At 69.5% G+C, this 17,325-nt stretch carries 16 protein-coding genes and 1 pseudogene; 12 read left to right on the top strand and 5 right to left on the bottom strand.

The features are described 5' to 3' along the window. The first annotated feature begins 39 nt into the window (after window positions 1-39). The 3 genes from lysW (at window position 40) to ACIRG5_RS10240 (ending at window position 2,142) form a co-directional block, all read left to right on the top strand. Window positions 40-213 carry a lysine biosynthesis protein LysW gene (gene lysW / locus ACIRG5_RS10250; RefSeq protein WP_360033666.1) on the top strand — a complete coding sequence of 58 codons (174 nt, stop codon included), beginning with the start codon at window positions 40-42 and terminating at the stop codon, window positions 211-213. Continuing rightward, a complete protein-coding gene (gene argC, locus ACIRG5_RS10245) occupies window positions 214-1,230 on the top strand; it encodes an N-acetyl-gamma-glutamyl-phosphate reductase (RefSeq protein ID WP_402902926.1) in 1,017 nt (338 codons plus the stop codon). It abuts the gene before it with no gap. An 84-nt stretch (window positions 1,231-1,314) separates the two neighbouring features. Further along, window positions 1,315-2,142: a [LysW]-aminoadipate kinase gene (locus tag ACIRG5_RS10240; protein WP_402902923.1), complete on the top strand. Its 828-nt coding sequence runs from the start codon at window positions 1,315-1,317 to the stop codon at window positions 2,140-2,142. Between the two features lie 94 nt (window positions 2,143-2,236). On the opposite strand, the gene ACIRG5_RS10235 is transcribed toward ACIRG5_RS10240, so the two are convergent. Beyond that, window positions 2,237-4,783, bottom strand: coding sequence for an ATP-binding protein (locus ACIRG5_RS10235; RefSeq protein ID WP_402902921.1), 2,547 nt, complete (start codon window positions 4,781-4,783; stop codon window positions 2,237-2,239). Window positions 4,784-5,336: 553 nt separating this feature from the next. Here ACIRG5_RS10235 and ACIRG5_RS10230 point away from each other — a divergent pair. From ACIRG5_RS10230 to ACIRG5_RS10200, 7 genes and pseudogenes are all read left to right on the top strand, one after another. After that, window positions 5,337-6,299, top strand: a complete 963-nt coding sequence (locus tag ACIRG5_RS10230; protein ID WP_402902918.1) for a chlorinating enzyme — start codon at window positions 5,337-5,339, stop codon at window positions 6,297-6,299. After that, window positions 6,299-6,577, top strand: a complete 279-nt coding sequence (locus ACIRG5_RS10225) for an acyl carrier protein (RefSeq protein ID WP_402902916.1) — start codon at window positions 6,299-6,301, stop codon at window positions 6,575-6,577. Before ACIRG5_RS10230 ends, ACIRG5_RS10225 begins: the two co-directional genes overlap by 1 nt. Window positions 6,578-6,752: 175 nt before the next feature. Then, on the top strand, window positions 6,753-8,225 hold the full coding sequence (locus tag ACIRG5_RS10220; protein WP_402902913.1) for an amino acid adenylation domain-containing protein: 1,473 nt from the start codon (window positions 6,753-6,755) through the stop codon (window positions 8,223-8,225). Continuing rightward, window positions 8,222-9,310 (top strand): acyl-CoA dehydrogenase family protein, encoded by a 1,089-nt coding sequence (locus tag ACIRG5_RS10215; protein ID WP_402902910.1) that lies wholly within the window; start codon window positions 8,222-8,224, stop codon window positions 9,308-9,310. Before ACIRG5_RS10220 ends, ACIRG5_RS10215 begins: the two co-directional genes overlap by 4 nt. A 12-nt stretch (window positions 9,311-9,322) precedes the next feature. Further along, complete coding sequence (locus ACIRG5_RS10210) at window positions 9,323-10,582, top strand: cation:proton antiporter (RefSeq protein ID WP_402902903.1); 1,260 nt, start codon at window positions 9,323-9,325, stop codon at window positions 10,580-10,582. Continuing rightward, complete coding sequence (locus ACIRG5_RS10205) at window positions 10,579-11,328, top strand: thioesterase II family protein (protein ID WP_402902901.1); 750 nt, start codon at window positions 10,579-10,581, stop codon at window positions 11,326-11,328. Before ACIRG5_RS10210 ends, ACIRG5_RS10205 begins: the two co-directional genes overlap by 4 nt. Before the next feature lie 50 nt (window positions 11,329-11,378). Continuing rightward, window positions 11,379-11,555: pseudogene (locus ACIRG5_RS10200) on the top strand (arsenate reductase ArsC); the annotation flags it as partial. On the opposite strand, the gene ACIRG5_RS10195 reads toward ACIRG5_RS10200, so the two are convergent. Together ACIRG5_RS10195 and ACIRG5_RS10190 are read right to left on the bottom strand one after the other, a co-directional pair. Continuing rightward, on the bottom strand, window positions 11,552-12,739 hold the full coding sequence (locus ACIRG5_RS10195) for an MFS transporter (RefSeq protein WP_402902898.1): 1,188 nt from the start codon (window positions 12,737-12,739) through the stop codon (window positions 11,552-11,554). The pseudogene ACIRG5_RS10200 and the gene ACIRG5_RS10195 sit on opposite strands and share 4 nt — an antisense overlap. Beyond that, entirely contained in the window at window positions 12,729-14,063 is a 1,335-nt protein-coding gene (locus ACIRG5_RS10190) for an FAD-dependent oxidoreductase (RefSeq protein WP_402902895.1), read from the bottom strand. Before ACIRG5_RS10190 ends, ACIRG5_RS10195 begins: the two co-directional genes overlap by 11 nt. A gap of 212 nt (window positions 14,064-14,275) precedes the next feature. Between ACIRG5_RS10190 and ACIRG5_RS10185 the strand changes: the two genes are divergently transcribed. Further along, window positions 14,276-14,773 (top strand): hypothetical protein, encoded by a 498-nt coding sequence (locus tag ACIRG5_RS10185; protein ID WP_402902892.1) that lies wholly within the window; start codon window positions 14,276-14,278, stop codon window positions 14,771-14,773. Window positions 14,774-14,836: 63 nt separating this feature from the next. Here ACIRG5_RS10185 and ACIRG5_RS10180 read toward each other — a convergent pair whose 3' ends face one another. After that, complete coding sequence (locus ACIRG5_RS10180) at window positions 14,837-15,601, bottom strand: SDR family NAD(P)-dependent oxidoreductase (protein ID WP_402902889.1); 765 nt, start codon at window positions 15,599-15,601, stop codon at window positions 14,837-14,839. 85 nt (window positions 15,602-15,686) lie between these two features. On the opposite strand from ACIRG5_RS10180, the gene ACIRG5_RS10175 reads away from it, so the two are divergent. Further along, entirely contained in the window at window positions 15,687-16,529 is an 843-nt protein-coding gene (locus tag ACIRG5_RS10175; RefSeq protein ID WP_402902886.1) for a helix-turn-helix transcriptional regulator, read from the top strand. On the opposite strand, the gene ACIRG5_RS10170 is transcribed toward ACIRG5_RS10175, so the two are convergent. After that, complete coding sequence (locus ACIRG5_RS10170; RefSeq protein ID WP_402902883.1) at window positions 16,526-17,284, bottom strand: DeoR/GlpR family DNA-binding transcription regulator; 759 nt, start codon at window positions 17,282-17,284, stop codon at window positions 16,526-16,528. The two genes, ACIRG5_RS10175 and ACIRG5_RS10170, sit on opposite strands and share 4 nt — an antisense overlap. Window positions 17,285-17,325 lie beyond the last annotated feature (41 nt).

Raw genomic sequence — 17,325 nt, 5'->3', positions numbered from 1 at the left:
CCCGGACCACATGCTCGGCTGGACACCAGAGGAGAAGCCATGACCACCGCGACGGCGTGCCCCGAGTGTGAAGGCGCGATCGAGATCACGAACTCGCTGACGCAGAACGAGATCGTGGAGTGCCCTGACTGCATGAGCGAGCTGGAGGTGGTCACCGCCGAGCCGCTGGTGCTGGCACTGGCCCCCGAGATGGACGAGGACTGGGGCGAGTAGGTGGCCTCGATCTCCGCCGGAATCGTCGGCGCGGCCGGGTACATCGGCGGTGAGCTGCTCCGGCTGCTCACCGGTCACCCCGAGGTCGAGGTCACGCGGGTGTACTCCACGAGCCAGCAGGGCAAGCGGGCCGACAGCGCGCACCCCAACCTGCGTGGCCACACCTCTCTCACGTTCACGCACCCGGACGACCTCGGCTCCCACGACGTGCTGTTCGTCGCCGTGTCGCACGGCAAAGCCGCCGAACTGGTGCAGCGCATCGGTTCGGCCGCACCGCTGGTCGTCGACCTCACCGCGGACTTCCGGCTCAGGGACCCCGCGGTCTACGAGACGTACTACGACTCCGCGCACCCGGCCGCGGAACTGCTGGCCGGGTTCACCCCCGGACTGCCGGAACGACACCGGGACGCGCTGCGGACGGCGTCCCGGATCAGCGTGCCGGGATGCATGGCCAACGCCGCGACCCTGGCACTGGCACCGCTGGCCGGCCTGATCGACCCGGACGTCACCATCGACGCCAAGATCGGCTCCAGCGGTTCCGGCGCGACCGCGACCGGCATGAACCTGCATTCCGAGCGCAGCGGCGCGATGCGGGTCTTCGCGCCGGTCCGCCACCGGCACGAGGCCGAGGTCGCCCAGGAGACCGGCCTGCGGGTGCGCATGACCGCGACCGGTGTCGAGGCCGTGCGCGGGGCCCAGGTCCTGTGCCACGCCACGGCGCGCGGTGTCACCGAGAACGACCTGCGCCGTGCGTACCGGGCCGCCTATCAGGACGAACCGTTCGTGCGGATCGTGGCGCAGCGCCGGGGGCTCTACCGGCTGCCCGAACCGAAGATCCTGGCGGGCACCAACTTCTGCGACATCGGGTTCGCCGTGGACGGTGACCGCGTGCTGGCCGTGGCGGCGCTGGACAACCTCGGCAAGGGCGGCGCGGGCAACGCCGTGCAGTGCTTGAACATCCGGATGGGCTGGCCGGAGCGAGCCGGCCTGGACTTCATCGGGCTGCACCCGGTCTAGGGCCTGTTTCCTGGATCTCGTTCGCGAACACGGATCCCAGGAACAGGCTCCAGGGCCACGGCCCCGAACACAGGCAGGAGAGGCATGGACGGCGTGCTGGTGGTCAAGGTCGGCGGCGCGGCCGGGATAGACCCCACCGGGATCTGCGCGGACGTGGCGGCCCTGGTCCACGGTGGCCGCCGGGTCGTGCTCGTGCACGGCGGCTCGGCGACCGTCGACTCCCTGGCGGACCGGCTCGGCGTGCCACAACGTCATCTCACGTCCGCGAGCGGCGTCACCACCCGCCACACCGACGCGGCCACCCTCGAGGTGCTGCAACTGGCGCTGCTCGGCCAGGTCCGCCCGGCCGTGCTGGGCGCGTTGGGCGACGGTGGCGTCCGCGCGATCGGACTGTCCGGTCTGGACGCCGGACTCCTGCGGGCCGAACGCCGTGCCGCGATCAGGGCAGTGGTGGACGGCAAGCGCGTCCTGGTTCGCGACGACCACAGTGGACGGATCACGTCCGTGGCCGGATCGTTGCTGGAACTGTTGCTGGACAACGGGTTCACCCCGGTCATCTCGCCGCCGGCGATCGCCGGGGACGGCCGGCCGGTCAACGTCAACGCCGACCGGGTGGCCGCCGCCGTGGCCGCCGAGCTCAAGGCGGACACGCTGGTGTTCCTCACCGCCGCTCCGGGTCTGCTCAGCGATCCGGCCGACCCCTCGTCGCTGATGAACGCCCACACCCTCACCGAGGCCAGCGCGTCCGCCGTGACCGGTGGCATGTCGGTGAAGCTGATCGGAGCACGTGAGGCCCTGCGGGGCGGCGTGCGGACGGTGGTGATCTCCGACGGCAGAGCGGAGTCGCCGGTGAGCCGGGCGCTCGACGGCGCCGGCACACGGGTCGTCCTCGACCCGGCCGAGCAGGCCTGAGCGTCGAAGATTGTTTCCGCGTCCGGAGAACGGCACCTGTGCCGTTGTTCTCGTCCGGTTGATGAACGCCGGCGTTCATCAACCGGACGAGAAGCTACGCGATTCGACGCATTGTGCCGGTCATGGCCGCTACCTCAGATCGGGACGAGACCTCCAGCTTGTCGAAGATCCGGCGCAAATAGGTCTCCACCGTCTTGTGGCTCAACGTCAGCGCCCGAGCGATTTGCTGGTTGGTCCGTCCGCGCGCCACGAGTTCCGCCACCTGGTTCTCCCGCACGCTCAACAGGCTCAGCCGCGCCACGACGACTTTCTCGAGATCCTCGGCCTCGGTTTCCCCGGCATCTCGCGCGGGCGCGCCCTCCAGCCGGAGCACGGCGAGCAACATCCGGTGCGAAGGTGCGGACAACACGACCACGGCGACCCGAAGCATCTGCCGCGCCCGGTTCTGGTCGGTCGCCCACTCCAGGCACGCCGTGGCCAGCAGCATCAGCCCCAGCTGATCGGCCGGGCCTCGCCTGGAGGACAGCTCGTCCTCCAGCGCGTGCCAGAACCGCGCGTTCTCGCTCCTGCCCGCCGTCGCACTCAGCCCGGCCAGCACCGCCCACAGCGAACCCGACAACGCCGTGCCACCGCTCGTGATCACATGCCCGATCTCGGCGCACAGCCGCTTCGCCCGAACCTCCAGCGCGGCCGACCCGGTCGCGGACGCCAGCGCGCTCGCGTCCGCGGCATGGTCCACCGCCAGCCCCAGCGCGCCGTCCCGCAGGTACGCGGTGGCCAGCCCGAGGTGGAGTCTGCCGAGAACGTGGGTCTGCTGGTACCGCTCGGCGAGCACCAGCCCGCGCGTGAACTGGCACAGCGCCTCCGCACTGCGTCCGGACCAGATGTTGGCCCAGCCCAGCCAGTCGAGAACCTCGCACGTCGAAGCGACGTCCCCGCCAGGCTCCTCGAACGCCTCGGCGGTGCGGTCGGCCACCGCCACCGCCTCCGTGCCACGTCCGAGCGTGGCCAGCATCGCGCTGTGCACAGCCGACGCACGAGGATCGCCTTCGGCCAGCGCTCCCACCGGTGCCAGCAGACCGGCCACGTCACCGCCGCTGTCCAGCGCGATCTCGGCGAGAGCGAGGGGCAGATCGACCTGCCTGGCCGCGGTGCGCATCAGTTCCGTCGCATCGTCGAACCTGCCGAGCAGGCGCAACACCCTGACGTGCGACTCCGCCAGGCCGGCGAGCGTCGCCGGATCCAGCTCGGCGTGGTGCTTCCACGCCAGCTGGTGGTCGGGAAGGCTGGCGGCGAGCCGTCCGGACAACGCGGTCGCCCTCGCGAGCCGGGTGATCACCTCCCCGCGCACCAGATCATGCTGCTCCAGCAACCGCCGCAGCCAGCGCGACACCGTGCCGGGCATGCGGTCACCGGTGCTTCTGGCCGCGGCCAGAAGCGTCTCCGCGTCCCGCCCGGTCTCCGAGTTTCCGGCTCTCTCCAGATGATGTGCCTGGTCGGCGAGCGGTGCACCGCGCTTCCACAGCGCCTCGTACGCTCGGGCGTGCGCGCCGATCCGCCATCCGCCACCCGAGTGGTGGTAGCAGATCGAACGGACCACACCGTCGCGGAAGCAGAGCCGATTGTTCCTGGTGCGCACCAGGTCCTGTGCGATCAGCTCGTCCAGGCCCGCCAGCGCGCTGTCGTGTTCGAGCTCCGCGACCTCGGCCACGAGCGCCGGGTCGAACGCGTCGCCGACGACGGCGGCGGCCTGGGCGAACAGCCGTCCCGCCGGCCCGAGCGCCCGCAGGTCCATGCCCACCGCCGCCGCGACCGGATGGGGCGACGGCACGTCGTCGACGATCGCCGTGTCGTCGTGCGGCCCGGCGGCCAACGCGTTGAGCAGACCGGGTTGCCCACCGCTGAGCCGGTACAGCACCCTGCGACGACCCGGCCTCGTGGTGACGGGGAGCAGCCGCACCGCGTCGGCCTCGTCCAGCGGCCCGAGCTCGATCCGCCGCACCACGCCGGTCTCGGCCGCCGTGCCCAGCGCACTGAGCAGGTCCACCGGCGTCTGCCGCGGCCGATGGGTCAGCACGAGCAGCACCGGTGCGGCCGGCGGGCGGCGCACCAGGTTGAGGATCATCTCGATGGAGCTCTGGTGCGCGTTGTGCACGTCGTCCAGCAGCAGCACGAGCGGTTCGTCCTCGCTCAGCTTGCCGAGCAGCGCGCGAATCCCCTGACTGGCCCAGTAATGCCGTTCCTGTGGCTGTACCCGGGCCGCACCGGACGTGTGCAGGGCCGGGAAGATCTCCGGCAGCCGCAATGCGGCACGCGGGTCCATTTCGGACAAAAGATCCGCGCCGCACGAGGCCAGCAGATCATCGAGGGCGTCGACGAACACCGCGAACTCCGTCATCAGCGGCTTGGCCACGACCTCACCGTGCGCCACTCTCGCGCCGGCGCGTTCCGCCCGTTCCCGCCACGCGGCCAGCAGACGGGTCTTGCCCATGCCGGGCTCACCCGCCAGTTCCACCACGCGAACGGAACTCCTGCCGAGAGTCCCCAGCAGGTGGTCGAAGAACTCCAGCTCCCGCGTCCTACCCCGTAAGGGTGGCTGCCCGGACGACTCTCCGGGCGTGCCGAGCCCGCCCCCGAACATCGAAGGCTCCCTCCCCCGCAGTGGCATACACCCATGGACGTATACCCGTGGATGTACGCCTAACGGACGTACGCCGGTGGTCATACACCCATGCGCACATTCCGCACACATGTGCATGCATGAACCACACGAATAGACCCCAGTACCGCCGTCAGTATTACCTTGACAGCACACCGAGGGCAAGCCTGAACCAAATAGACCGCCAGTCCGGCAAAACCTTGACATGCCAGCGGCGATTTGGTTACGGTCGCTCCAGCTTCAACCGCGCAGGGGGCGCCACCAGGGGCGAATTGCACTGGGGACCAAATTGGGGTGGACGTTGTCGCTAAGTCGAAATGGATCACATAAACTCCCAGGTCACAGCGGTGTGACTGCGAGAGCCGGCAAGCGCTGACAACGTAGCGCGCGGCACCGGATTCACATTGACAAGGTCACCGAAGCCGAGCCTGTCCGTCGGCTCGGTTGAGCTTTCTACATTTAATTGTCAACCTCCCAGCACGGCACGCCCGCCGTGCGAATTTGGCGTGCACATTTCCGAAAAGCAGGGGTAATCATGACATCCGAGGGCAACGCGTTCGCATTGAGCGAATCGGAACTCACGCAGTTCCACACCAACGGATACATCGGGCCGTTCGATCTCTACGAGCCCGAGGAGATGGCCGCGAATCTGCAGGCCTTGCGACCGAAACTCATCAACACGAAAAAAGCCGTCTACGGCGGCGGCAAGACCATCTCCGGCGTGACGAACCTGTCGAACTACGACCGGCACCTGGACGTCGACTTCCTGGCCGAGCACATCACCCGTCCGGAGATCGTGGACAGGGTGTCCAGCATCCTCGGCCCGGACACGCTGTGCTGGCGCTCGGAGTTCTTCCCCAAGTACCCCGGTGACGAGGGCACGGACTGGCACCAGGCCGACAACTTCTCCAACGTGGCCGGCTCGAAGCACCCCCAGATCGTGTGGCCGGAGGACGCCGACTTCGGCGGCACCATCACGGTGTGGACGGCGTTCACCGAGGCGTCGGTGGACATGGGATGCCTGCAGTTCATCCCCGGCTCCCACAGGTCGATGAACTACGACGAGTCCAAGGTCATGGACTACAACCCCGATCTGGTCAACAACTTGGAGAAGTCCGGGGTGCGGCGCGGGTTCTTCGGCTACGACTACCGGCAGCTGCAGAAGGACCCCAACTGGTCTCCCGACGAGGCCAAGGCCGTCTCGCAGGTGATGCGCCAGGGTCAGTTCATCATCTTCTGGTCCACGCTGATGCACGCCTCGCATCCGCACGCGGGCAAGACCGACCAGATGCGGCTCGGGTTCGCCGGCCGCTACCTGCCGACCTCCGTGCAGGTCTACCCGCACTCGGACTCGCTCGCCGAGTTCGGCGGCGCGGCGAGCCTGGACAGGTTCGGCAACGTGCTGACCTCCGGCCAGGACCACTTCGGCCACAACAAGTTCGTCGAGTCCACTGTGAACGGTTACCGCTTCCCCGTCCGCGAAGGGGCGCCGGCCTGATGGCGAACGACGACACCGAATTCGAGACCGGCACCGACACCGTTCAGGCCTGGGTCCTGGCCGCCTGTCAGGACCTCGGGCTGAACGTGGACGCCGACTCCGACTTCTTCCGGGCCGGAGGGTCGTCGCTGACCGCCGTGAAGCTGATCGCCAGGGCCGAGGAGACCTTCGGCGAGGACTCGCTCCCGCCTGAGGACCTGTTCGGCAACAGCGGCATCCGGGAGATCGCGGAGAGCATCGTCCGCAACCGGCAGCAGGTCGACGCACCACAGGCGTAGTGCCCGCGGCCTGCGGCGCGTTTCCCGGGTTCGTCCTTCGGCGCTGTTGCACCCGCAGGCAGGAAGCAGATCTCAAGGGAGGCGCATGAAGCGGCTCACGGCCGGGCCCGGGGCGCGCGCGGTACACGCTTTGGCCAATGTGGACACTTCGGTCCCCTTTCCGTCGGACAGCAGCGTGAAGGAGCTGTTCGAGCACCGCGTCAGGCAGAACGGTGCGGCGACCGCGCTCGTGCACGGCGAGCGGCGGATGACCTACGCGCAGCTGAACACCTCCGCCAACCGGCTGGCGGAGCACCTTCTCCACCGAGGAGTTCAGCCCGGCGAGGTGGTCGGCGTGTGCGTGCGGCGATCCTGCGAGCTCGTCGTCACCCTGCTCGCGATCATCAAGTGCGGCGCGGTGTACCTGCCGTTCGACCCGTCGTGGCCGGACGCGCGCCTGCACACGATGTTCGACATCGCCGGCTGCGCGCGGGTGGTCACCGACCAGCCGGACGTCCTCACCGCGCGGCTACCGCGGTGCCAGGTCGTCGAAACGTCCTCATCGGACGGTGACGGCGCCGTGAACCCGGCACTCACGGTGCTTCCCGCGGACATCGCGTACATCAACTTCACGTCGGGATCGACCGGGCGGCCCAAGGGAGTGCCGATCCAGCACAGGTCGGTCGTCCGGCTGGTCCACGACGCCCGCTACGCCCGCCTCGACGAGCGGACCGTCACCCTGTTGCTCGCCCCGGTCACCTTCGACGCGGCCACGTTCGAGATCTGGGGCGCACTGCTCAACGGCGGCACCTGCGTGCTCTACCCCGGCGGTTTCGTCCGGCTGTCCGAACTGGGCCGGGTGGTCCGGCGGCACGTGGTCAGCACGGTCTTCCTGACCACGGCGTTGTTCAACACGATGGTCGACGAGGACATCGACGCTCTCAGCAGCGTGGACACCATCCTGACCGGCGGTGAGGCACATTCGCTGCCCCACATCGAGAAAGCACTGGCCCACTACGGCCCGGGACGGCTCGTCAGCGTGTACGGCCCGACCGAGTGCACCACGTTCGCCACCTACTACCCGTTGACCGGGCCGCAGCCGGCGGACAGGCCGCTGCCCATCGGACGGCCGATCCAGAACACGCGGGTGCACGTCGTCCGCGACGACAGGCTGTGCGAACCCGGCGAGACGGGCGAACTGTGCCTGTCCGGCCCCGGCCTGTCCCCGGGATACGCCGGGATGCCGGAGGCGACCGCGCGACGTTTCGTGGACTACGTGGTCGACGGCGTTCCCGAACGGCTCTACCACACCGGTGACCTGGTGTACTTCCAAACCGACGGCGTACTCGTGTTCCAGGGCCGCGACGACGACCAGGTCAAGATCAACGGCCATCGGATCGAGCTCGGCGAGGTCCGGCACGTCCTGGCCGGGCACCCGGACGTCCGCCAGGCGTTCGTCACCGTGCACGTCACCGGCACCGGCGAACGGGTGCTCATGGCGTTCGTCGTGTCGGACGGCACGAGCGAGACGGTGCGGAACCACCTGGCGCACCGGTTGCCGCCGTACATGATTCCCGCCGTGATCGAGATCCGCGAGTCGCTTCCCCTGTCCACGCACGGAAAAGTGGACCGCCAGGCACTCCTGTCCTCCCTGCGGCCGGTGTCATGACCGACGACTTCCGCCAGGAGATCCGGTCCGTCCTGGACGAGGTCGTGCTGCCCCGTGCCGACCAGTGGGAGCAGCAGGGGCACGTGTCGGCCGACGGGTGGCGCGCACTGGCCGAGTCCGGCCTGCTCTCCCTGCCGCACAACGGTCCCGGCTTCCTGCGCAGCGCCGTCTTCCTGGACGAGCTGGGCGGCACCGGTTACGCCGGCATCCGTGCGTCGATCGGTGTCAGCGCCTACATGGCACCCGCGTACCTGCACATGTACGGCACCGAGTCGCAGCGGGCCACCTGGCTCTCTCCCGGAAGGATCGCCGCGCTCGCCATCACCGAGCAGAACGCCGGCACGGACCTGTCCCGACTGTCCACAGTGGCGAAACCGGACGGCGGCACCTATCGGCTGACCGGCGAGAAGCTGTACGTGGCCAACGGTTCCGCCGCGGACTACCTCATCGTGCTGGCCAGGACCCGCGACGGCGGTACCGCTCCGGTGTTGTCCGGCGCGAGCCTGCTCGTCGTCGACGGCCGCTCCCCCGGTATCACCCGGCACCGGCACGAGACGCTCGGCTGGCGTGCGGCGGACGCGTGCCGGGTGTCGTTCGACGACGTGCCCGCCGCCGGAGTGATCGGCAAGCCCGACCGGGCGCTGATGTACCTGATGCCGGCGCTGGACTTCGAGCGGCTGGTCGCGGGCCTCCTGGCGGTCGGCGGCGTCCGGCACTGCCTCGACCTGCTGCGGTCGTTCGTCCGGTCCCATCAGGTGCGCGGCGCCGCGTTGAGCGCCAACCAGGCGGTCCGGCACCGCCTGGCCGACCTGGACGCCCAGTTCGAACTGGTGCGGACGTACGCCTACCACCTGGCGAACGAGCACTGCGCCGGACGGCTCGACACCAAAGCCGCCGCCGTGCTCAAGCTGACCGCGACTGAGCTGGCGGTCACGGCCGCGCAGGTCTGCGTGCAGTACCACGGAGCACGGGGATACCTCGACGACTCCGTGCCGGCCCGTCTCCACCGCGACGCCATCGCGGGGACCATCGCGGCGGGCGCGAGTGAGCTGGTGCGTGACCTGATCTTCGAATCTGGCCGATGAGGAGTTGAACACGTGGGAAACCTGGACGCCGCAACGGTCAGCGGCCGCATCCTGCTCGCCATGGCCGTGCTCACCGTCGCCGTGCGGGTCGTCGGCTGGCTGGTGAGCAAGATCGGCCAGCCGAGGGTGCTCGGGGAGATCGTCGCCGGGATCCTGCTGGGCCCCAGTGTGCTGGGCCTGGTGTGGCCAGGGCTGATGGCCCACCTGTTCCCGCCTCAGGTGATCACGGGACTGAACGTCCTGGCTCAGACCGGCCTGGTGATGTTCATGTTCCTGGTCGGCCTGGAGATCGACGTGAAGTCGTTGCGCGGGCAGGGACGCAAGGTCACGGTGATCAGTCACGCGTCGCTGCTCGTCCCGATCGCCCTCGCGGTGCCCCTGGCCGTGTGGCTGTACCCCCGGTTCGGGCAGCGGACCGACGAGCTGGCGTTCGTCCTGTTCTTCGCGGCGGCCATGGCGATCACCGCGTTCCCGGTGCTCTCCCGGCTTCTGCGGGAATCCGATCTGCTGTCCACCCGTGTGGGCGTGGTCAGCCTGGTGTGCGCGGCGATCAACGACATCTACGCGTGGATCATGCTGGCGGTCGTGGTCGCCGTGGCCAAGTCGGCCGGCTCCGAGGACGTGGTGCGGACGCTCGTCCTGTCGATCGTCTACGTCGTCGTGATGCTCGCCGTTGTCCGCCCCCTGTTGCGCAAGCTCGGCCATCCGTCGATCTGGGTGATGGTCGCCGTGGCGATCCTGAGTGCCTGGACGACCGACCAGATCGGCATCCACGCGATCTTCGGAGGCTTTCTGGCCGGCGCCGTGATGCCGCGTGACCCCGAGTGGCAGCGCGACGTGGAGGCGAAGCTGGAGAGCATCATCTCCGTGTTGCTGCTGCCGATGTTCTTCGGCCTGGTAGGGCTGTCCACCCGGATCGACCAGCTCACCACCGCCGCACTCTGGCTGACCGCACTGCTGGTCGTCGTGGTCGCCACCGCCGGCAAGCTGGGCGGGGCCACGGTCGCCGCACGTCTGACCGGCGACCGGTGGACGGAGTCACTGCTGATCGGCGTTCTGATGAACACGCGCGGACTGACCGAGGTGGTGATCCTGACCGTCGGCGTGCAGCTGGGCGTGGTCTCCCCGGCCCTGTTCACGATCATGGTCCTGATGGCCCTGGTCACCACCTTCATGGCGGCACCGCTGATCACCGTCCTGAAACGGCGCATGGCGGCCGGCCGCGTCACCTCGCCTGCCGGCGATCTCCGCGGCGCCGGTGCCGGACGATGACCCGGTTCGACCACGACGCCTGGCTGCGGAGCTTCCGGCCGCGCCAGGACCGTGAGACCCAGGTCGTGTGCCTGCCCCACGCCGGGGGTTCGGCGAGCTTCTACCTGCCGTTCGTCGAGGAGTTGTCCCCGATGGCCGACGTGCTGGCCGTGCAGTACCCCGGGCGGCAGGACCGCAGGCACGAGCCCTGCGTCGACGACCTCGTCACGCTGGCGGACCTGATCGCCGAAGTGCTGGCACCGCTGACAGACCGCCAGATCGTCCTCTTCGGACACAGCATGGGGGCGATGCTCGCGTTCGAACTGGCACGACGCGTGCCCACGGCACACCTCTTCGTGTCCGGCAGACGTGCGCCGTCGTGCTGGCGTGACGAACGGGTCCACCAGCGAGACGACGACGGCCTGATCGCCGCGATGCAGGAGCTGAACGGAACGAGCTCCGCGTTGCTCCACGACAAGAAGATCCTCCGCATGGTGCTCCCCGCGGTGCGCGCGGACTACCGAGCCGCCGAAACGTACCGCTACGCCGACGGACCCGGCGTCACCGCGCCCACATCCGTGTTCCTGGGCGACGACGACTCGTTGGTGACGCTCGACGAAGCACGCGCGTGGCAGCTGCACACTGCCGGAACGACGGAGCTGCACGTGCTGCCGGGCGGTCACTTCTACCTGGTGGACCACTGGCCGCACATCGCCGGCCTGGTCAGGGAGAAGGTGCTGGAGACCGCGACTCCGCCGACCGACTGAGAGCTCACCGCGCGGTACGGGTGCCGTGTCGCCCGGCGAGCTCGAAGCCGGCGGCCGACGTGGTGATCACGATGGGCTGCGGTGACACCTGCCCGGTGTTCCCCGGCAAGCGCTACCTGGACTGGCAGCTCGAAGACCCCGCCGGGCAGGGGATTGACGCCGTGCGGCCGATCCGCGACGACATCGACCGCCGCGTCCGAGGCCTAGTCGCCGAACTGCTCGACTAGCGCGGCACGCTGGCGGTCGACAGCACGGCCGCCAGCACCCCGACCACGCCCAGTACCACGAACACCGCCGGATAACCGCCCAGCCAGGCCGCCAGCGCGCTGCCCGCCCACGGCGCGATCGCGGCAGTGAGCATGACCGGCGCGGTGAGCAGACCGTTGAGCTGTCCGTAGTGGACTGCTCCCCATCGGTCGGTGATCGCGGTCGCCTGCACCAGCGTGAAGATCCCGCGCGTGACACCGGCGAGCACCGAACCCGCGATCAACAGCAGCGCCGGACCCGGCACCACACCGAGCAGAGCGGTCACCACCGCGCTCACCAGGAGAATCAGCGAGGTGCGAGTGCGCACCGACGTCCTCGCCACCAGCCTGCCGTAGCCGAGCCGGCCGAGCACCTGGCCGATCCCGCCGAGACCGAGGGCGATCGCGGCGGCCGAGGTCGTCATGCCCCGTTCGGTCAGCAGCGGAACGAGGTTGATCACGACGGCGTACACGCTGAACGCGGCCAGGCTCATCGCGACCACGAGCACCAGGAACGGCCTGCTGCGCGCCACCGCCGACGGAGCGTGGGCGGTCTCGTGCTCGACCGCCGGCCACGGCAACCGCAGACCCCACAGATGCAGCGGAATCGTAGTGACGGCAAGGAATCCGGCGAGGACGAGGTAGGTACCGCGCCAGTCCACGTGTTCGTTCAGCACGGCGGTCAGCGGCGCGAACACGGTGCTGGCCAGCCCGGCGACCAGCGTCAGCGCGGTCAGCGCGGACACCCGGCGTGGCCCGTACCAGCGGGTCAGCGCGGCGAACGCGGGTGCGTAGAAGATCCCGGCCATGGCGACGCCGGCCAGCAGCCACGCCGCGGTGAACCACGCCAGCGAGTCCGCCGTCGCCAGCGCCACGAGCGCGAGCACGGCGACGACCGAGCCGGTGGTCATGATGGCGCGCGGGCCGTGCCGGTCGAGCAGTCTGCCCACCGGGATTCCCACCAGGCCCGCGACGATCTGGCTCGCGGAGAACCCCGCTGTGATCGCCGCCAGCGACCATCCCGTGCTGGAGCTGATCGTCGGCAGCAGTACCGGGAAGGCGTAGTAGAGCACGCCCCAGCTGATGATCTCGGTGGTGCACAACACGATCAGCACGCGGCGCAGCCCGGCGTCGATGCCGGGCCGCGCCGTCGTGTCAGCGTGCACTGGGCGCGAGTCCGATCGTCAGTTCCCCGTGCTCCGGCGAGCCGCAGCAGCCCCCACCGTCGTTCTTCTGCTCCTCGGGAGCGTCGAACACCCCAGCCCCACCACACACCCCGGTCTCGGGCAGCACGAGCTCGACACGCCCGGCCGCCTCGTGATCGCCGGCGATCGCGGCCACGACGGACCGCGCCTGCTCATAGCCCGTCAGCGACAGGAACGTCGGCGCACGGCCATAGCTCTTCATGCCCACCAGATAAACACCCGGCTCAGGGTGCCGCAGCTCGTTTTCACCATGTGGATAGACGGTGCCGCACGAGTGGACGTTCGGATCGATCAACGGCGCCAGCCTGGACGGCGCCTGCAACACCGGGTCCAGGTCGAGCCGCACCTCCGACAACCACGACAGGTCCGGCCGGAACCCCGTCAGCACAACGACTTCGTCAACGCCATCGACCCGATGACCGTCGAACGACTCCAGCGTGAGGCTACCGTCCGCCACGCGCTCGACCACCGCCGTGCGAAACCCGGTCGCCATCTCGACGCGCCCGGCCTCGACCGCCTTCCTCGCCCGCAGCCCCAACGCACCACGCGCCGGAAGCTGATCTGCCTCGCCACCACCGAACGCGGTGCCCACCGCGCCGCGCCGCAACAACCACACGATCTTCGTGCCAGGCTCCTGCTCGGCAAGCTCCGTCAAAACCACCAACGCCGTGAGAGCGGAGTGACCACTGCCGGCGACCGCGATCCGCCTGCCCGCGTACCGAGCACGTTCAGCCGCGACGTCCGGCACACGGTAGGTGATCTTCTCGGCAGCCACCCGCTCCCCCACCGCCGGAAGTCCGTCTCCGCCCAACGGGTTCGGCGTGCCCCACGTACCGGAAGCGTCGATCACCGCACGCGCCGCGATCCGCTCCTCCCCGTCCGCGGTCCGCACGTGCACGGTCAGCGGCTCGTCCTCACGACCGGCGTCCACGATCCGGTCCCGCCCCCGCCGCGCCACCCCCACCACCCGCGCACCCAACCGCACCCGGTCCCCCAGCACCTCGGCCAGCGGCCGCAGGTACCGCTCCGCCCACTCCCCGCCACTCGGATAGGCGTCCCCGTCCGGGCGCACCCACCCGGTCGGACGCAGCAGTCGTTCGGCCGCCGGGTCGACGAGCTCGCTCCACCGCGAGAACAACCGGACGTAGTTCCACTGCGACACCGCCGCACCGGCCCGATCGCCTGCCTCCAGCACGAGCACCCGCTCACCCCGCTCGACCAGATGCGCCGCCGCGGACAAACCCGCAGGTCCAGCACCCACCACGACGACTGGCAACTCGTTCACTGAACACCTCTTGTATCGACAGATTTCGAATCAACACGCCGGACTGTATCGACCGGGATCGATTGACGCAACCATCGATCTACGTCGATGCTTCGGTTGCCGGGTGTCCCAGGAGGGGCGTTCGAGGTCCGGCATTCCTGCTGCTGCCCTGTCCCCGGAGTCCGATCACGACATACAGTCGTCGCGCACTAGATCAAAGACCTGGGGGTCACATGAAGTACGTGCTGGGAACGACGGCTGCCTTGGCGCTGTCACTGATGGCTGCTCCGGCAGCTTCGGCGGAGCCTGACTTCGCCACGATCGAGCTCACGAAGGTGTCCGGCTGGACCGGCCCGGAGGGTGGCTTCTGGAGCACCAGGGGCGGCATGCCGAACGCGCGGCAGAAGTTCGACGTCGGCATCAGGAACGTCGCGGGTCACGGCGAGCAGGGCCTGGACCTGTTCATCTCGTTCCCGACCGACCGGCTCGACGTCACGGGCTACGTGGGCGACGGCTGGAACTGCTGGGACGTCAACGAAGGTGTTGGCGCCGAAGGCATCCGCTGCACGCAGGACCAGGCGGTCGCGGACCGGCATGCCTGGCCGAAGCTGACGGTGGAGACCAGGGCCTTCAGCACCTGGACGCAGGAGACGATCGACGTGTACGCCGAGGCCGACGGCCACGCGGCCGTGCACGCCGAGCAGTGGTTCGTCATCGACACCAGCACCTGATCGACCGGGTAGAGCGAGATCGGGCGGTACCGGCGAAACCGGTGCCGCCCGATCTCGTGGCGGTCAGGCGCCCGCGCCGCCGTCGACCGGCACGATCGCACCGTTGACCATCGACGCCCGGTCACTGAGCAGCCAGGCCGCCACCTCGGCGACCTCGTGCGGTTCGGCCATGCGACCGACGGGGCTCGTCGCGGTGATGTGCGCGGTGACGCCGGGGGTGGCCGCCTCCCACTCGTCGATCATCGCCGTCGCGGTGCCGCCGGGGGTGATGCCGTTGACCCGGATGCCCTCCTTGCCCCACGTCACGGCGGCGCTCTCGGTGAGGCTGTTGAGTGCGCGCTTCATGGCGCCGTACGCGGGGAGCACCGGGTTCGCGCGGCGGCTGCCGATGCTGGAGGTGTTCACGATCGCGCCTCCGCCGTTGCGCCGCATGAGAGCGGCCTCGGCGGTCATGGCGGTCCAGTGGCCGCGGAAGTTCACCGCGAACTGCTCGTCGATCTCGTCGTCGGTGGTCGCGTCGAGCGGGCCGGGCTGCTGGACGACCGCGCCGTTGTTGAAGGCGCCGTCGAGTCGCCCGTGCAGCTTCTCGACCTCGTCGACGGCGGAACGGATGCTCGCGCGGTCGGCGAGGTCCATCGTGATCGCGTCGGCGGTGCCGCCTTCCGCGCGGATCTCGGTGACGACGCGGGTCAGGGCGTCGGTGCCGCGGGCGGCCAGCACGACGGCCGCGCCCTCCCGGGAGAAGAGCCTGGCCGCGGCCTCGCCGATGCCTCGGCTGGCGCCGGTGACGAGCACGACCTTGCCGGTGAGAAGTCCGTTGTTGTTCATGACACCAGCGTCGCCCCCGCCAGGAGGCGGAGACAGGCACAGGCTGTACCAGGCTGAGCCACCACCCGGCGCGGATACTCGGAGTATGGACAAGCAGCAACTCGGTGCGTTCCTGCGAAGCCGGCGAGAGCGTCTCCGGCCGGAGGACGTCGGCCTGCCCGCGGGGCCGCGCCGCCGGACGTCCGGACTGCGCCGCGAGGAAGTGGCCGTTCTCGCGCACATCTCGACCGAGTACTACGTCCGCCTCGAACAGGGCCGGGCGCCGCGTCCGTCGGCCGAGGTGCTCGCCGGGCTGGCGGGCGCGCTGCGGCTCACGGACGCCGAGTCCGACCACCTCCACGTGCTCGCGGGCACGGCGCCGAGTCGTACCGGGAGGCACCGGCGTGATGTCCGGCCCAGCATTCTCGCGTTGCTGGACCGGCTTCCGCAGACGGCCGGGTTCGTCGTCTCGGCGGCGTTCGAGGTGCTCGCGTGCAACGACCTGATGGCCGCGTTGATGGAGGACTTCCGCGAACTCGCGCCGCAGGACCGCAACCTCGCGCACCGCGCGTTCCTGGGGCCGCTAGGGCTGTACGGGGTTTCGGACGCCGCCGAGTTCCGGCATCACGTCGTCATGCAGCTCCGGACGACTCTCGCGCGCTATCCGACCGATCCCGTGGTGTCCGGGCTCGTGGACGAACTGCGCGAGGGCAGTCCGGAGTTCGCGCGGCTGTGGGAGCGGCACGACGTGCAAGGGGAGACGGTGCTCACGAAGACCTTCCGGCACCCGCTCGTCGGGGAGATCACCGTCGACTGCGACTCGCTCGCGCTCACGGACAGCGACCAGCACCTGGTGCTCTACAGCGCGCCGCCCGGATCTCGCGACGCCGAGGCTTTGGCGTTGCTGAACGTGCTGGGAGCACAGGACTTCTCGGGTTCGAGCTCCTAAGCGACGACGACCTCGACTCCCGCCGCCCGCAACCGGTCCAGCTCCTCCGCGGGCGCGGAGGAGTCGGTGATCAGCACGTGCACGTCGGAGATGGCGGCGATGCGGGAGAACGCGCGCTTGCCGACCTTCGACCCGTCCGCGAGCACGACCACCTTGTCCGCGGTGCGCAGCAGGCAGTTGTCGGTCTGCGCCTCGACCTCGTCGTGTGTCGCGATGCCGGTGCGGGCGTCGATGCCGTCGACGCCGAGGAAGACCAGGTCCAGGCTGATGCCGGCGAGGGCTCGGTCGGCGAGCGGGCCCACCAGCTCGTAGCTCTCCGGGCGCACGCCGCCGCCGGTGACCACGAGGTCGATCGACGGGCGCGGGCACAGGTCCGAGGCGATGTTGAGCGCGTTCGTCACGACCTTCAACGGCCTGGAGACCGCGAGCAGGCGTGCGAGTTCGGTGGTCGTCGTGCCGCCGTTGAGGCCGACCGAGTGGACGGACTCGGTGACGAACCGCGCGGCCGCCTCGGCGATCTGGCGCTTCTCCTCGCGACGGCCCACCCGGTAGCGCAGCGGCAGCTCGTAGATGACCTCGACCGCGACCGCGCCGCCGTGGGTGCGTTTGAGCAGCTTCTGCTCTTCCAGCGACTGGAGGTCGCGGCGGATCGAGGCGACGGACGTGTCCAGGTCCTCCGCGAGCCCGGTCACGCTCACCGAGCCCGCGTCCGCCAGCTTGCCCAGGATCGCAGCAAGACGCTGCTCTTGACGCATCCGATCACTATAACGCATGAATCGTGCTCGATTTAGCACAT

The organism is Lentzea sp. NPDC102401 (genome assembly GCF_044765805.1).
In the GTDB taxonomy this organism is placed as follows: domain Bacteria; phylum Actinomycetota; class Actinomycetes; order Mycobacteriales; family Pseudonocardiaceae; genus Lentzea; species Lentzea sokolovensis.
The sequence above is the reverse complement of the archived record's forward strand: the minus strand, read 5'-3'. Positions and strand labels throughout refer to the sequence as shown.

Bases quoted from the DNA above. Each gene is read 5' to 3' on its own strand.
- lysW (WP_360033666.1), top strand. From the start codon at position 40: ATGACCACCGCGACGGCGTGCCCCGAGTGTGAAGGCGCGATCGAGATC.
- ACIRG5_RS10225 (WP_402902916.1), top strand. From the start codon at position 6,299: ATGGCGAACGACGACACCGAATTCGAGACCGGCACCGACACCGTTCAG.
- ACIRG5_RS10215 (WP_402902910.1), top strand. From the start codon at position 8,222: ATGACCGACGACTTCCGCCAGGAGATCCGGTCCGTCCTGGACGAGGTC.
- ACIRG5_RS10205 (WP_402902901.1), top strand. From the start codon at position 10,579: ATGACCCGGTTCGACCACGACGCCTGGCTGCGGAGCTTCCGGCCGCGC.
- ACIRG5_RS10170 (WP_402902883.1), bottom strand. From the start codon at position 17,284: ATGCGTCAAGAGCAGCGTCTTGCTGCGATCCTGGGCAAGCTGGCGGAC.
- ACIRG5_RS10230 (WP_402902918.1), top strand. From the start codon at position 5,337: ATGACATCCGAGGGCAACGCGTTCGCATTGAGCGAATCGGAACTCACG.
- ACIRG5_RS10235 (WP_402902921.1), bottom strand. From the start codon at position 4,783: ATGTTCGGGGGCGGGCTCGGCACGCCCGGAGAGTCGTCCGGGCAGCCA.
- ACIRG5_RS10240 (WP_402902923.1), top strand. From the start codon at position 1,315: ATGGACGGCGTGCTGGTGGTCAAGGTCGGCGGCGCGGCCGGGATAGAC.
- ACIRG5_RS10185 (WP_402902892.1), top strand. From the start codon at position 14,276: ATGAAGTACGTGCTGGGAACGACGGCTGCCTTGGCGCTGTCACTGATG.
- ACIRG5_RS10175 (WP_402902886.1), top strand. From the start codon at position 15,687: ATGGACAAGCAGCAACTCGGTGCGTTCCTGCGAAGCCGGCGAGAGCGT.
- ACIRG5_RS10180 (WP_402902889.1), bottom strand. From the start codon at position 15,601: ATGAACAACAACGGACTTCTCACCGGCAAGGTCGTGCTCGTCACCGGC.